Source organism: Thalassotalea ponticola (assembly GCF_041379045.1).
Lineage (GTDB): Bacteria > Pseudomonadota > Gammaproteobacteria > Enterobacterales > Alteromonadaceae > Thalassotalea_A > Thalassotalea_A ponticola.
The window spans coordinates 2,369,011-2,383,990 of sequence record NZ_CP166871.1; the positions used below are offsets into that span (position 1 = coordinate 2,369,011).

Below are 14,980 nucleotides of genomic sequence, written 5' to 3' on the forward strand. Positions count from 1 at the left end.
AGGGATTTTTATGTTTACAAAAATTTTAATTGCTAACCGAGGTGAAATCGCCTGTCGCGTTATTCGTACAGCAAAACAAATGGGTATTTTAACGGTTGCTGTTTATTCTGATGCCGATCGTGATAGCCTGCACGTAGAAATGGCGGATGAAGCGGTGTATATCGGCCCTTCACCATCAAGAGAATCCTATTTACAAGGGCAAAAGGTTATCGACGCAGCCCTGCGAACTGGCGCCCAAGCCATTCATCCTGGCTATGGTTTTTTATCGGAAAACAGTGAATTTTGTCGCCTGTGCCAAGACCACAATATTACCTTTATCGGTCCCCCGGTAGGCGCTATCGAAGCCATGGGCTGTAAGTCGGCGGCAAAAACCATAATGCAACAAGCCAATGTGCCTTTAGTGCCAGGTTATCACGGCGAAGATCAAAGCGAAGCCGTGTTAAAAGCCGCTGCCGATCAGATGGGCTACCCGGTGTTATTAAAAGCAACCGCTGGTGGTGGTGGCAAAGGAATGCGCCAAGTTTGGTCTGAAGCTGAATTTAATAGTGAACTCGCTGCCGCCAAACGCGAAGCGATGTCTTCGTTTGGCGATCAACAAATGCTGGTTGAAAAATATTTGACCCAGCCTCGTCATGTCGAAATTCAAGTGTTTTGCGATGGCCGTGGCAACGCGGTGTATTTATTTGAACGAGACTGTTCTGTACAACGTCGTCACCAAAAAGTCATCGAAGAAGCACCAGCACCAGGGATCAGCGACACTTTGCGCCGACAAATGGGCCAAGCGGCAATTCAAGCGGCTCAAGCCATTGGTTATCAGGGTGCTGGCACGGTAGAGTTCTTGTTAGACGTTGATGATTCGTTTTACTTTATGGAAATGAATACGCGACTACAGGTTGAGCACCCAGTCACCGAGAAAATCACTCAACAGGACTTGGTTGAATGGCAACTGCGTGTTGCCGCCGGCGAAGCGTTGCCTTGCACCCAACAACAATTATCGATTCACGGTCACGCCTTTGAAGCGCGTATCTATGCCGAAGATGCCGATAATGACTTTCTTCCGGCGACAGGCAAAGTGGCCTTTTTATCCACGCCGAGTGAAACCGAGTATGTCCGTATCGACTCGGGTATTCGCCAAGGAGACGAGATCAGTGTGTACTACGACCCTATGGTGGCGAAGCTTATTGTCTGGGACGAAGACCGAGACAAAGCGCTACAACGACTGCAAAAAGCATTGATGGAATATCGAATCCAAGGGGTAACCACGAACATCAACTTTTTACATAATTTGGCCACCAGTCAGCCGTTTATCGATGCCGAACTCGACACCAGTTTTATCGACAAGCATCGCGACATAGTGTTTGCAAGTCAAGATCAAACGCCAATCGACAACTTGCCTATTGCGGCATTGTGTGTGCAGTTACAACAGGAACGAGAACGCGCTGTTTATGCCAATTCACGAGATGTTCATTCACCGTGGAACGCGCACAACAATTGGCGTTTAAATGGGGCGGCCATCAATCGCTTTGAACTTGAATATCAGGACTGTATTTATCCTGTCAGTATCGAGCGCAATGACAGCAACGAGTCGACGCAATACACCATATCGGTTGCTGAGGTCACGGTAACTGCGCGAGGTTGGTTGCAAGGCGACTGTTTAACGGCGAGTATTGATGGTCACAACCGTCGCTTTCAAGTCAGCAAACACCAACAGCGAATAAGCCTTTTTGGCGAATTCGGTGCCATCGACGTTAAACTGAGCGACGAGCACCACGTTGGCGAGGAAGAGCAAACAGCGGGGGACTTCTCGGCACCGATGAATGGTACCATGGTTACTGTACTGGCCAAGCCCGGTGAACAAGTAGTCAAAGATCAACCATTATTGGTCATGGAAGCGATGAAAATGGAACACACCATCAAAGCACCGTACCCTGGGGTTGTAAATGAATTTTATTTTGCTCCTGGCGATCTGGTTGATGGCGGTGCCCAGCTATTGTCATTTAGCGCATTAGAGCAGTAAATGAGTAACATTACGCACATGAATAAACACAACAATCACCCCCTAGAAATTCTACCAAGTCAGGTTAAAATCGTTGAAGTTGGACCGCGTGATGGTTTACAAAATGAAGCGCAGTTTATCGAGGCTAAAGACAAGGTCAGCTTGATCAACAAGCTAACCGAAGCAGGTTTGAGTTACATCGAAAGCGGTAGCTTCGTATCGCCTAAATGGGTGCCGCAAATGGCGACATCAACGGCGGTATTCGAGACCATTAAACGAGGTGCTAACGTTACCTACGCCGCGTTGACGCCCAATATGAAAGGGTTCGAGTCAGCCTTAGCGGCGGGTGTTGATGAAGTGGCTATTTTTGCCGCGGCATCTGAGCGCTTTAGCGAAAAGAACATCAACTGCTCTATCGAACAATCGATACAGCGTTTCATCCCAATAATGCAAGCGGCTAAAGCTCACAATATGAAAGTAAGAGGCTATGTGTCTTGTGTGTTGGGGTGTCCGTATGAGGGTGATATCAGCGCTAAAAAAGTGGCGGAGGTAAGCAAAGCGCTTATTGATATGGGCTGTTACGAAGTATCGTTAGGTGACACCATTGGTGTTGGCACGCCACAGCGAGTGAAACAGTTACTAGCAGAGGTAAGTAAACGCGTTGCGTTAGAGCAGTTAGCGGTACACTTTCACGATACCTATGGACAAGCACTGGCTAATATTTACGCGGCATTGCAAATGGGCGTCAGTGTTATTGATAGTTCGGTTGCCGGACTCGGTGGCTGTCCTTACGCAAAAGGAGCATCAGGTAATGTTGCGACTGAAGACGTGGTTTATATGCTGAACGGCTTGGGGATCGAACACGGCATTAATTTTGATGCCTTGCTGCAAGCGGGTTGGTTTATTAGCGACACCCTCAACAAAGCGCCAACGTCTAAAGTGTCTCAGGCTTATCGTCATCAATGTGACGCCACCTAGGGCGTCTCTGGTAACGACGCTCAAAGTTTACGACAACGGCGAAAAAAAGTACTCTGTTCACGGTGAGTTCATCGTTGGTCAGAGTACTTTTGTATATCGCAATTAACTGGCTGGAATAATATTAATTTCTACGCGACGGTTACATTGACGCTGTTGCGCAGTGTCATTGCTACACAATGGCCATTGTTCGCCGAAGCCTTCGGCAATTAACCGGTTGCGAGTTACGCCTTGTTGGCTAAAGTAGTTTAGTACTGCCATGGCGCGTTGCTCTGATAGCAACTGATTTGATTGTTCACTGCCAACACTGTCGGTGTGACCAGCAATGTGGATTCGCGTTTGAGGAAACTCTTTCAATACTTCAACAATACCGTCTAACGTCGGGTTGATCTGTGCTTGTAAAAAGTACGAGCCCGTATCAAAGCCGATACCGTTACTCATCACTAACTGCAGTTGGTTCTCACCAACGCGTTTTACTTGCACCCCAGAAGCAAGCATCTTTTGACGTAAAATGCGCTCTTGTTGATCCATTTTATAGCCAACACCAGCACCGATCGCCGCACCACCAATAAGCCCTTGGAGAACGCCTTTCTTGCGATCGCTCTTGCTCGCAGTTGCGGCACCAATAATGGCGCCACCAATTGCCCCCGTTATTGCGCCCATGGTAGTTGCATTGGTTTCGGTCTGTCCTGTATGAGCATTTTCACGGGTGGTTTGACACCCTGTTAAAACCAGTGAACCAAGCATTATGGCTATCGTTGTTTTTTTCATAAGCTTCCCTTTCGGTATGTTAGATATGAACATCAGCTCTGCTCTCTCGTAACTGAGCTGACAAAAATTGCGCTCATCATACCTTTGCCGAATGCAAAAACAAATAGCCACAAGCCGTTTAACACGCGCTAGACAACTAACCGTACAAAAAACTAGCGATAACGCACTCTATACAGCATGGCGTAAAGCACGGGGACGGCAATTAACGTTAAAATGGTGGCAAACGCCAAGCCCCCCATAATGGTTACCGACATATCGGCAAAAAACGGATCGCTGAGCAATGGTGCCATACCTAAAATCGTGGTGATCGCCGCCAACGACACGGGGCGAAGACGACTGATACTGGCGTCTACTATGGCTAGCTTCTCAGCTTTGCCCTCTTGTCGTTGCAAATCGATTTCTTCAAGTAACACAATGGCGTTTTTAATGAGCATGCCAAATAGACTTAAAAAGCCCAGCAGTGCCATAAAACTGAAGGCCAAGTTGGTCACGTACAAACCTGCGACAACGCCAACCACAGCCATTGGCACAATCAGCCAAATGATCAGCGGTTGTCGTGCTCTACCAAACAGTAGCACGCTGATCACAAACATCGCCAAAAACCCGGCTGGCAAGCCTTTACCCAGCGCTTGCTGAGCGTCTTTGGAAGCTTCGTATTCTCCGCCCCATTGAAGTTCATAGCCCGGCGGTAATTCGATGCTTTCAATCACTGGACGAATTCTTGCCAAGGCTGAAGCTGCGGTTTCATTAAAGCCAGGGTCAGCGTGAACAGTGATCGTGCGAATGCGATTTCTGCGGCGAATTTGCACCTCTTCACTAACTAATTCAATACCTTTCGATACTTGTCTAAACGGCACGTATTGACGCTGTTGCAATGACCACACTTGCGCATTTTCTACCGCCTTTATCGGGTCTTCATCGGCATTGGCCATTTTGGCGATAATTTTATAGCGATAATCGCCATCTTGTAATTGTCCCAACTGTAGGCCTGAGCTTGCATATTGCATTGCATCATTAAAATCACTGCGAGAAATGCCGGCGACACCGGCGCTAACTTCGTCGTAGTGACCGTTAAGTGCTTTGCCTTTATCTCGCCAATCGTGCCGTATATCGCGAACTTGACCGTCGTCTCTCAGTTTGGCAACGGCTTGCTCAGCTAACTGACGAAGTACCTCACTGTCTGGACCGGAGAATCGCGCGGCCAATTTAGCACCATTACTCGGACCGAACTGCATACGCTCCGAATACCAGTTGGCATCTAAGTCCAACGTGGGTAACTGACGCAGTAAACGCTTGGTAAGATTTTCTATTTGCTCACTGCTCTTGGCGCGAACCATTAATAAGCCATAACTTTCATTTGGCGATTGAGGGGCATACGTTAAGGTATAACGAGCTGCTCCTTGACCGACAAAACTGGTCACTGACTCAACGTCTGACAGCCCTAACACGCTTTGCTCGGCCAACTTAATGACCACATCTGTGCTGCGAATATCCTGATCTTGAGGTCCCCAATAGTGAATAAAGAAAATTGGCGTATTCGAGGGAGGAAAAAAGCCTTGCTTGAGTTTCGAAAAACTGGCCATAGAGCCGATAGTCACCAGCAACAAAACCAGCATGGTAATACTCCGATGGCGAAGACACCAACTAAGCCCACGATGATAACCTGCTAACAAGCGATTTTTACGGTCATGTTGATCGCCATCACCACTGCCCACTTGATAAAAGTAAGCACCGAATAACGGGGTAACAAACACCGCTAACAGCCAGCTTAGCAACAGTGATATCAAGATAACCGCAAACAGCGAATAAAGAAATTCTCCCGTTGAATCGTTAGAAAGGCCGATTCCTGAGAAGGCGGCAATTCCGATAACTGTCGCCCCAAGTAACGGCCACTGGGTGCGTTTTAAAATAAATGTCGCAGCCTCTGTCGCATTCTTGCCGGCGCGCATGCGCAACATCATTCCCTCAGCGACGACGATGGCATTGTCAACCAACATTCCCATGGCGATAACCATGGCACCAAGTGAAATTCGCTGCAGTTGTAACCCCAGTTGCCACATAATTAAAATGGTGCCCATGACGGTTACTACAAGTATTGAGCCAACCACAACGCCCGAACGCCAGCCCATAAATACACATAAGGTGATAATGACCACTGCAACCGACATAAATAAATTTTCAACGAATCCCGATACGGCTTGATCAACTACTTGCGCTTGATCGTAAATCGGCTGCAAGGTTAGACCGAGTGGTAGCTGAGCGATAAGTTGGTTAATTTTCTGGTTCACTCGCTGACCAACGTCGACAATATTAACATCGTCAACGGCGGCCACCGCTAAAGTGATCGCACTATGGCCTTGGTAGCGAATAATCGTGCTTTGTACGTCAACCGGTTCAAGTTTTATTTGCGCAATGTCTTGCAGTTTAATGGTGCGATTAGTACCTGGAACGACGAGAGGCAACTGGTTTATTTCATTGAGCTTATTGGTTGGATTTTCCACCAATATTCGCACCTTCTTATCGCCAACTTGCAGCCGTGCACCGCTCGCTGGTGATAGATTATTGGCGAGTAGATTAACCACATCGGGAAATGACACTCCTAAACCGGCAATGTGATTTGGATCCATGTAGGCTACGATTTGCTCTTGCAGAACACCTTGAACATCGACTTTGCTCACCCCCGGTACGGTCAGTAAGTCACGGCGGATGATACGCGCAAATTCGCGCATTTGCCCTGGGCTAAAGTCTGGCGCAGTGAGTGCGTAATACAAGCCGTACACATCTCCGTAATCATCGTACACTATAGGCGTACCGCTGCCTTGTGGCAAAGACGGTTTTAAATCGACTAAACGCTTGCGCAATTCATCCCACACCTGGGGTAATTCACGTGAGTCGTAGTGCGATTGCATTTCAACCGTAACCTCCGATACACCGGGCTTGGATATAGAGGTCAGGCGACGCAGTTGTGACATTTGCTGCAACGCGATTTCAACCGGCTCGGTTACTTCTTGCTCAACTTGTTCTGCACTTGCCCCTTGATAAGGGGTGATAACTTTAATCGTTTTTATGGTAAAGGCAGGATCTTCAAGGCGCCCGATTTTCTCTAAGCCAATCACGCCACCAACTGTGAAAATGACGATCAACAACCAGATGTTTACCGGACGCGTAATCGCGTAATGAGCAATATTCATTAGCGCTCACCTTGATACACGCGTACACTCATGCCATCGCTTAAATGACTTGCGCCCGCAGATACGACGCGGTCGCCAACAACTAAATCTGACTCGAGTAAGGCATAACCATCAACGACTTTAATCACCTCAACAGGCACCAGCGACACTGTGTTATCACTCATCACTTTAAAGACTTTAAAACCACTTTCTGAAGCGCCAACTAGCGCTGAAAACGGCACCCGATGATGACCTAAATCAGAGCTGTTATTAAAAGCAATATCTACGGTTGCACGCGCTCCAGGGGTGATATTGCGATTGGCGATAGGGTCCATCGCAAACACAACTTTGTAGGTTTGACTTACCGGATCAACTGCGGTTGAATGTTCAACGTATTCAATGGCAAACGAGCCGGGTTGATTGACTAACTTAGCGCGTGCGGTCACAACCGGATTACCTTTATAGATAGACAGTAAACGCTCTGGCACGTTAAAGGTAAAATATATACGCGACATATCTTGCAAGGTGGCAATTGGTTGCCCCGCTTGAACTAAGTTATTCGAATCGATTAAGCGCTCAGACACTTGTGCATCAAATGGCGCGTATAGCTTAGTATAATCGAGATCCTGTTGTGCCTTGAGCAATGCGATTTGCGCCAACTCATAGTCCGTTTTGGCATTGTCTAATGCGGATTGAGCAACCAAGTTTCGACTAAATAACGCTTTTACCCGCTTTAACTCGCGAGCGGCCTTATCGCGTAACGCGGTTTTTTCATTGACTCGTCGCTGATACGGCACACTGTCAAGAGTGGCCAATAAATCGCCTTTTTTGACTTGGCTTCCTGTTAGTAGAGCGTTATCCAGCAAACGGCCTGATACTTCGAAACTCAATGCCAAATTTTTCACTGAGGTTACCGTCGCTGGAAACGTGTAATGGGTTAACTCAGGTCTATCAACCACCGCGGCCACTTGTACGACTTTAGCCGATGGCGAGGTTGATTCCACCGTTGTTTGACCGCTATCTGAACACCCCGCGAGTAGGCAGATAAGACAGACAACGAGATATCGACTTAAATGGTGCATAAAGTTCCCTTGAATTTTGAACAAAAAACACACGACAATTAACTGTCATCTAGAGTACAGCGATTATCGAAGCAACGACGGTATTAACCGGCTTGCGGATGTTAACACATTTACACTAAGTGTAAACATTGATGACCTGTAATTTATGCAATACGCTGTTCGTACCTACTATATTAGACCTTACTTAGCGTGTTAGAATGGTATTATCTACGCGGGACTCCCGTTTATTGGCGATCAACAACCTTGGTTACGACGAAGTTATGTGATGAGTAAACTATGGCAAAAAGCAGAGAGAGAATTTTAACTGCAGCAAAAAGCTGCTTTACCCAGCATGGGTACCAAGCAACCAACGTCTCGTTAGTTAGCCGTTACGCCGATATATCTAGAGTCACAATTCACAAGCAATTTGGCTCCAAGCAAGATTTGCTTAGAGCGGTAATCAATGAGCATTTTGACCAAGAAAATGCACTCTCTGAAGTGTTGGTCGAACGAGATATTGACTGCTGGTCGAAAATACATTGCCTGCTACAAACGTGGGCGACGCCGCTTTTTACCGATATTGAACAAGACCTTATCCGCAATGAGTTATTGTTTGCCGCCAACAAGTATTGTGATGACTTACTGTTCGAGCACCGTCAGAAAAATACCCGTTATATCGCCACAGTTTTAGAGCGGGCATTGGCTGCCAATCACATTCAGTTAGAGGCGGTTGATTTATCCACTGTGCAGTTTGCCGAGCTGATTGAATTAAACTTTAAAGGCTTATTACGCGCTCAGAACACTGGTGCGATTGACACACTTATTGAGCGCAATATAGGCGTGTATCGTCAAGCGACATTGGTTACTAACTGCAACTAAAATTCCAACTACCGACGGCTAGACTGCATTGACACCAAAGACACTGGCGCAGCGCGTGTTACTTTTTCGATTTTGCTCAGTTTAATTTTTTTATTTACTGCGATAAATCTTTACAGCGTCATAAAGTTTGCACATAGTTAACAAATAAGATGACCGTTTAACGTCACATGGCAGAGCATGGCTGGTAAGCAAAAAAAAACTTATAAAGATGGAAAAACCGGATTGCTACTCACCGGCGGTGGGGCGACGGCAGCCTATCAGGTAGGCGTGCTTAAAGCGATTTCTAAGTTTTTACCACGCAATCACTCAATTCCTTTTCCCATCATCACCGGAACCTCTGCCGGTGCCATTAATGCGACTACCATCGCCTGCTATGCGTCGTGTTATCACTTGGGTATTCGAAAACTAGAGTACGTGTGGAATAACTTACATACCTCAAAAATTTATCACTCGAATGCAAGTCGCGTTTTTGGCCATATTCTCACCGGTATCATCGATACCTATCGCGCTGACTACGCTGCCAAAAAAGCGGTTAGTTTACTCAATAACGAACCTTTGCGACAACTGCTCAATCAGGTCGTAGACTTTCGCCGGATTGACCGCAATATCGCACAAGGACACCTATCGGCCATCGCCTTGACCGCCTCGAGTTACACCTCTGGTGATTCAATCAGCTTTTATCAGGCTGACAAATCTATCACGCCGTGGAAGCGGGCAAAAAGACGCGGCGTGCAAACCACTTTGCACACAGACCACCTACTCGCATCAAGCGCAATACCAATGATTTTTCCATCAGTAAAAATCAAAAAGCAACATTACGGTGACGGCTCGGTTAATCAGTTATCGCCGTTGAGCCCCGCGATTCACTTAGGTGCAAAGCGAGTTTTTATTATTGGTGTGGCTCAGCCGATACAGCACGTGCACCAAGCGGTCGATTTTAATTCGCCGCCAACGACCGCTGAAATCGCCGGCCACTTAATGGATACGGTCTTTACTGAGGCTTTAAACAGTGACTTAGAGCGTTTACAACGCATCAATCGAACCCTGTCATTAATAGAACCTGAGCAACGCCAAGAGACGGTGTTAAAGCAGATCGATACATTTTTAATTAACCCCAGTAAAAACTTCCACGTTATCGCCAATGAACACTACGAAGAATTACGCTGGGCACTGCGGGTTATTTTACGCTTGATGGGCGGTGGTAAAGGCTCTGACTCTACCCTACTGTCGTATATTTTGTTTGAACAAAATTATTGTAAACGCCTGATCAACGCCGGCTTTGAAGATGGTATGAAACAAGAACAGCAAATTCGCGAATTTCTGCAACTGTAGTACCGGGCGTTTGCGTATATCAAGCCACTAAAATGTCGCCTCGCACTTCGCTCAAGATTGTTTGAGTTGCAACAACGCCGCTTTTAAAGATATCGTACAAACCGCATTAGCTCGACTCGCCTTGTTGCAAAAAGCGCTCAAGTCGCTCTACCCGGCGCGGTTTTCCTTGTAAAATAACCATATCCTGAGCCTTGATAATAAATTTGGCATCGATATCGGTTATTTCGTAATGCTCTCGGCGAACGCCAATAATATCAACACGGCGCTGGGTTAAATCCAGCTCACCGACTTGTTTACCAATTACCCAAGCGTCATCGGGAATCAATACCGGATGAATAAACTCCAAACGCTCGATAGACTCCGAACTCATATTCGTATCGACACCGGGGTAAAAGCCATGTAAACGATTGTAATGGTTTTTTCGTTCATCTTGGATACGCCGAATGACTCGAGCAAAAGGCACGCCCGATAGACTTAGCACTTGAGAGACTAACATCAAACTTCCCTCTAAGGATTCGGGTACCACCTCATTGGCACCGGCACCTTTAAGTGATGTCAACGCATCGTCGTTGCGGGTGCGAACCAGAATGGGAACGTCGTGTGATAAACTGCGAATCTTTTGCACAACTTCGACCGATTGTTCAGCCACCCCATACGATACCACAACCAAACGTGCCTGTGAGATGTTAGCGGCCTCGAGAACTTCGCTTTGCCGTGCTGAGCCAAATAATACGTGCTCGCCGGAGTCTTTTGCTTCATGTACTCTGAGCGGGTCAATATCGATGGCAACGTATGGTATTTTTTCTTGTTTTAAAAAGCGACTCACCGTTTGCCCTACTCGGCCAAAACCGCATATAACCACGTGTTTACTGATTTTTGCATGCTGTTTTGGTACTGATTCAACTGGCTCATCAAGCGTTTCACGATAGGCTAATTTAACCGCCCAAGCGCGTGCGTGTTTAATCATATAAGGGGTTATTGCCATCGACACAATACCCGCGCCGAGCAATAAAGAGCTCAGCTGTGGCGCTAACACATTATGGGTATCGGCCAACGATATCAATACAAAGCCAAACTCTCCCATTTGCGCCAGCATAAACGCCGCCGCCCAAGCGTCTTTTCTTGACTCCCCTGCGCGTATCGCTAAAACGCCGATAATCACAAATTTTATCAACATAAAAGCAACGACAATGGCCAATATCGTCAACGGGCTAGTTATTAAAATGGCCGGATCCAACTTCATGCCAACGGTAATGAAGAACAGTCCCATCAAGATGTCTCGAAACGGACGAATATCGGCTTCGAGTTGATATTTGTATTCGCTTTCACTAAGCATCATACCGGCTAAAAAGGCACCTAAGGCCAGCGACAAACCAAACGCTTGGGTGAGGCCGGAGGCAAATAAGGTAACAAACAAGGTGGTTAAAACGAATAATTCATCACTGCGCACTGAAGCGATTTGTTGATATATTTTAGGTAATATCCACTTGCCAACAGACATCAATAACGCAACCACAAACACGCCTTTTAGCAACGCTTGAGATAACGCCAGCATCATCGATGCACCATTTGACGAAGACAATAATGGAATAATAATCAGCAACGGTACAACGGCAATATCTTGAAACAGTAAGATGGCTACCGATATTTGTCCCGACTTGCGCTTGATAGAACCTCGCTCATTCAATTGGCGTATGACTATTGCAGTAGACGACAATGCCAATACCGCGCCAACCACTAAAGCCGACTTACTATCCATATTAAATAGCAACGCCAGCGCCCAAAATGCCAAAATCGACAACACCACTTGCTTCAGGCCAACGCCAAACACCAAGTGGCGCATCGCCATGAGTTTGGGCAAGGAGAATTCAAGACCGAGGGTAAACAACAAAAAGACGATACCAATTTCGCCTATGTGATCGTAGTCAACCTGACTGTTAAGCACGTTAAAACCGTGTTCGCCAATAGCAATACCTGCAACGAGGTATGCCAGTATCGCCGGCAAGTTCACGCGCCTAAACAGCCAAACACATACTACGGCCACAATCAGTAGCGCTAATATTTCATACACCTAATAATTGCCCTTTTCTCTCGTCACCTGTTAACAACACCTTAACATAAGAACGTTCAATTGCAGACTAAGATTTTTGTCTGCAATTAAAAGCAATGTTACCAAGCGAAATTGCTAAGCAGATTAGTAACATTGCAAACGTTGGCGCAAATACCATAATTAGTATTACCAAAAATGCCGTAACGAGACAGCTCATTGTCAGACACTACGCCTAAAAATGAAAAAAATAGCGCCGCTGAGTTCCATACAGTGATAGATCAGGCGACCTTGCAAAGCTTGCACCAAGGTTTTTGCTTAAATCACGTTATCGTTGAGCCCGATGAAGGGCTGATTATTCGCGACGGTACCCGCTATCACTTAGCGCCCAAAGCAATGGAAATATTAGTATTTCTCGCTAGTCAGCAGTGCCAAGTGGTCAGCCGTCAAGCGATCTTGAATTTTGGCTGGGGAGAAGGTGGTAGCAGTTACGCTAATGTAACGCACGTCATCAGTGAAATTCGCCATGCGCTCGGCGACCACAAAGAATGTCCTCGTTTCATCCAGACCATTCCGCGCAAAGGCTACCGAATGATGGTAGCGAGTGAGGAAAAGCCAATGAGTAGCTTTTTCAAACTAACCGATGACGCTGTTGAACCACTGCAGGCAAAACGCAAATGGAGCCTCACTTTATCCATCTTCAAAAGTAGTCGTCTGTTCAAAGCCAGTGTCGCGTACGTCATTTTTAGCTGGGTTATGCTGCAAGTTTTGTCGGTTGTCCTCCCCATTTTTCACGCCCCTAATTGGGTGTTGATTCTATCCACTCTACTACTGATTGTTTGTTTTCCCTTACTGATTTCATTTCAATGGTTTAAAGAACTTCGCAAGCGCCGAAGAAACCGCATAGATGAACGACAGCGATCGAAATTTTTTTACCAGCAATTGGCCGTAGACTCAGTGTTTGTTTCGCTGGTGTTAGTGGTTATTTATTTTGTTTCCAGTTATTTAATGGAGCGAATCGAAGAAGAGCAAAGTGGTCAACTTGATACGGTAAAAAACAGTGTCATCGAACAGCCTGTGACAGCCAACGCCATAGCCGTTATGCCCTTTACCGTCAACTCACAACAAGCCGATACAAATCAATACCTAGTCAATCAATTACAGGAAGAAATTATCAATGTCATCGGCATAAATCCACATTATCAAGTGGCCTCGTTACGAGCAACCGCTGGCATAGATAGCAACGCATCTATTGATGACATTAAGCGTCGCTTGGGGGTGCATTACATCGTTGAAGGCGTTGCCTATTTTAGTGGCAACTCGGTTCGAATTAACACCCAAATCATTGATACAGTGTCCGGATTTCAAGTTTGGAATGAACACATTGACAGCCCTCGCGACAGTGCTTTAGAGCTTTATCAAGAGCTGAGTCGCAAGCTCATCAGTGCACTACAACTATTACTCCCTAATAGTGCTAGCAATCAAGTAAGTGCCGAAATATCGACTAACAACGTTGATGCGTTTGATGCGTATTTGCAAGGTAAAGAAAAGCTGCGCAACAGCAAAAGTATTACCTCGTTAAATGACGCCATCACGTTTTTTAAGCAGGCCATTCAGTATGACCCAAATTTTGTCGATGCCTCAGCGATGCTGTGTCAAACTCATATGGAAGCGTACCTATTGAGCAGTCTGACAAGCCATTACGAAAGCGGCGTGCGAGTGTGTAACATAACTGCCAACGTGACCCGAATCAATGTCAATACCTATGTTTCGCTGGCCAAGCTGTATTTTACTGAGGGCAGACTTCTTCAGGCTCAACAACAGATAGACAAAGCCTTAGCTATCAACGCCAACGCTATTCCTGTATTACTTACCCAAGCGCAAGTATTAGAAAAGCAGAAGCAAATTGACGAGGCGGATCTCATTTTCAACAAAGTGATTTCGCTAGAGCCGACTTTTTGGCAAAACTATTACGATTACGGGCGTTTTCTATACAACCAAGGGCAATATCAACAAGCGATAGAGCAATTTAACAAAGCGACATTACTCAAAGAAGACGTTGCCATTGTTCACAATGCCTTAGGTGGCGCGTATTTTTTATTAATGGATTGGGAGAAAGCGAGCGTCAGTTGGTCAAAAGCGATGGCCATCGAGCCAACGGCGATGCTTTACTCAAATTTGGCCACGAGTCTATTTTTTAATAAGCAATTTGATGACGCCGCGACCACCTACTTGAAAAGTCTGGAGCTGTCACCTGACGATGATTTGCTTTGGGGTAACTTGGGCGATGCCTATAAATACTCTAGCGCACAACAACACAAAGCAACCGAATCCTACGAAACGGCGTTATTGCTGGCAAAAAAGAAAGAGATGATCAACCCAAATGATCTATTTTTGCAATCGCGAATAAGCCGCTACCACTCTGAGCTTGGTAACTGTAAAGCGGCTGACTCGTATCGACAAAATGTATTGCGCCAAACAATATCTGATCCGTACATTTATTACCAATTAGCGATATTAGCGCTCAATTGTAACGATAAAATCAGCGCCGAACAGCACTTACTAAGCGCCATTGAACTCGGCTACGCCAAACCTCTAATACTGGCAGATCCTCAATTTATGACCTATAAAGAACAACTTAGTAATGTGTTTAATTAACTAACCTCAACAACTGTGACCTAGCCTATTCGCTCAACTATCGTGGTTTTGAACGAGATTAAGGTGTATTGCAACTGACGTATAACGAGGT

At 46.1% G+C, this 14,980-nt stretch carries 9 protein-coding genes; 5 read left to right on the plus strand and 4 right to left on the minus strand.

All coding sequences use genetic code 11. The annotated features are described in order from the left end of the window. The first annotated feature begins 10 nt into the window (after nt 1-10). Complete coding sequence (locus ACAY30_RS10270; RefSeq protein ID WP_290252112.1) at nt 11-2,017, plus strand: acetyl/propionyl/methylcrotonyl-CoA carboxylase subunit alpha; 2,007 nt, start codon at nt 11-13, stop codon at nt 2,015-2,017. After that, nucleotides 2,018-2,974 (plus strand): hydroxymethylglutaryl-CoA lyase, encoded by a 957-nt coding sequence (locus ACAY30_RS10275; protein ID WP_290252111.1) that lies wholly within the window; start codon nt 2,018-2,020, stop codon nt 2,972-2,974. Between the two features lie 102 nt (nt 2,975-3,076). Here the strand turns inward: ACAY30_RS10275 and ACAY30_RS10280 are convergent, their stop codons facing one another. The 3 genes from ACAY30_RS10280 to ACAY30_RS10290 form a co-directional block, all read right to left on the minus strand. Further along, the gene (locus tag ACAY30_RS10280) at nt 3,077-3,742 is read right to left on the minus strand and encodes an OmpA family protein (protein ID WP_290252110.1); all 666 of its coding nucleotides are present in this window, start codon (nt 3,740-3,742) and stop codon (nt 3,077-3,079) included. A gap of 152 nt (nt 3,743-3,894) precedes the next feature. Continuing rightward, the gene (locus tag ACAY30_RS10285) at nt 3,895-6,933 is read right to left on the minus strand and encodes an efflux RND transporter permease subunit (protein WP_290252109.1); all 3,039 of its coding nucleotides are present in this window, start codon (nt 6,931-6,933) and stop codon (nt 3,895-3,897) included. Next, entirely contained in the window at nt 6,933-7,994 is a 1,062-nt protein-coding gene (locus ACAY30_RS10290; protein ID WP_290252108.1) for an efflux RND transporter periplasmic adaptor subunit, read from the minus strand. Before ACAY30_RS10290 ends, ACAY30_RS10285 begins: the two co-directional genes overlap by 1 nt. 276 nt (nt 7,995-8,270) lie before the next feature. On the opposite strand from ACAY30_RS10290, the gene ACAY30_RS10295 reads away from it, so the two are divergent. Further along, entirely contained in the window at nt 8,271-8,852 is a 582-nt protein-coding gene (locus tag ACAY30_RS10295; protein WP_290252107.1) for a TetR/AcrR family transcriptional regulator, read from the plus strand. 177 nt (nt 8,853-9,029) lie between these two features. Then, nucleotides 9,030-10,184 carry a patatin-like phospholipase family protein gene (locus ACAY30_RS10300; RefSeq protein WP_290252106.1) on the plus strand — a complete coding sequence of 385 codons (1,155 nt, stop codon included), beginning with the start codon at nt 9,030-9,032 and terminating at the stop codon, nt 10,182-10,184. A gap of 106 nt (nt 10,185-10,290) precedes the next feature. On the opposite strand, the gene ACAY30_RS10305 is transcribed toward ACAY30_RS10300, so the two are convergent. Continuing rightward, nucleotides 10,291-12,255 carry a cation:proton antiporter gene (locus tag ACAY30_RS10305; protein ID WP_290252105.1) on the minus strand — a complete coding sequence of 655 codons (1,965 nt, stop codon included), beginning with the start codon at nt 12,253-12,255 and terminating at the stop codon, nt 10,291-10,293. 195 nt (nt 12,256-12,450) lie between these two features. Here ACAY30_RS10305 and ACAY30_RS10310 point away from each other — a divergent pair, with 195 nt between their 5' ends. Then, nucleotides 12,451-14,889, plus strand: coding sequence for a tetratricopeptide repeat protein (locus ACAY30_RS10310; RefSeq protein ID WP_290252104.1), 2,439 nt, complete (start codon nt 12,451-12,453; stop codon nt 14,887-14,889). Nucleotides 14,890-14,980: the final 91 nt, after the last annotated feature.

Excerpts from the sequence above, each read along its gene's own strand:
- ACAY30_RS10270 (WP_290252112.1), top strand. The coding sequence starts at position 11 with ATGTTTACAAAAATTTTAATTGCTAACCGAGGTGAAATCGCCTGTCGC.
- ACAY30_RS10275 (WP_290252111.1), top strand. The coding sequence starts at position 2,018 with ATGAGTAACATTACGCACATGAATAAACACAACAATCACCCCCTAGAA.
- ACAY30_RS10280 (WP_290252110.1), bottom strand. The coding sequence starts at position 3,742 with ATGAAAAAAACAACGATAGCCATAATGCTTGGTTCACTGGTTTTAACA.
- ACAY30_RS10285 (WP_290252109.1), bottom strand. The coding sequence starts at position 6,933 with ATGAATATTGCTCATTACGCGATTACGCGTCCGGTAAACATCTGGTTG.
- ACAY30_RS10290 (WP_290252108.1), bottom strand. The coding sequence starts at position 7,994 with ATGCACCATTTAAGTCGATATCTCGTTGTCTGTCTTATCTGCCTACTC.
- ACAY30_RS10295 (WP_290252107.1), top strand. The coding sequence starts at position 8,271 with ATGGCAAAAAGCAGAGAGAGAATTTTAACTGCAGCAAAAAGCTGCTTT.
- ACAY30_RS10300 (WP_290252106.1), top strand. The coding sequence starts at position 9,030 with ATGGCTGGTAAGCAAAAAAAAACTTATAAAGATGGAAAAACCGGATTG.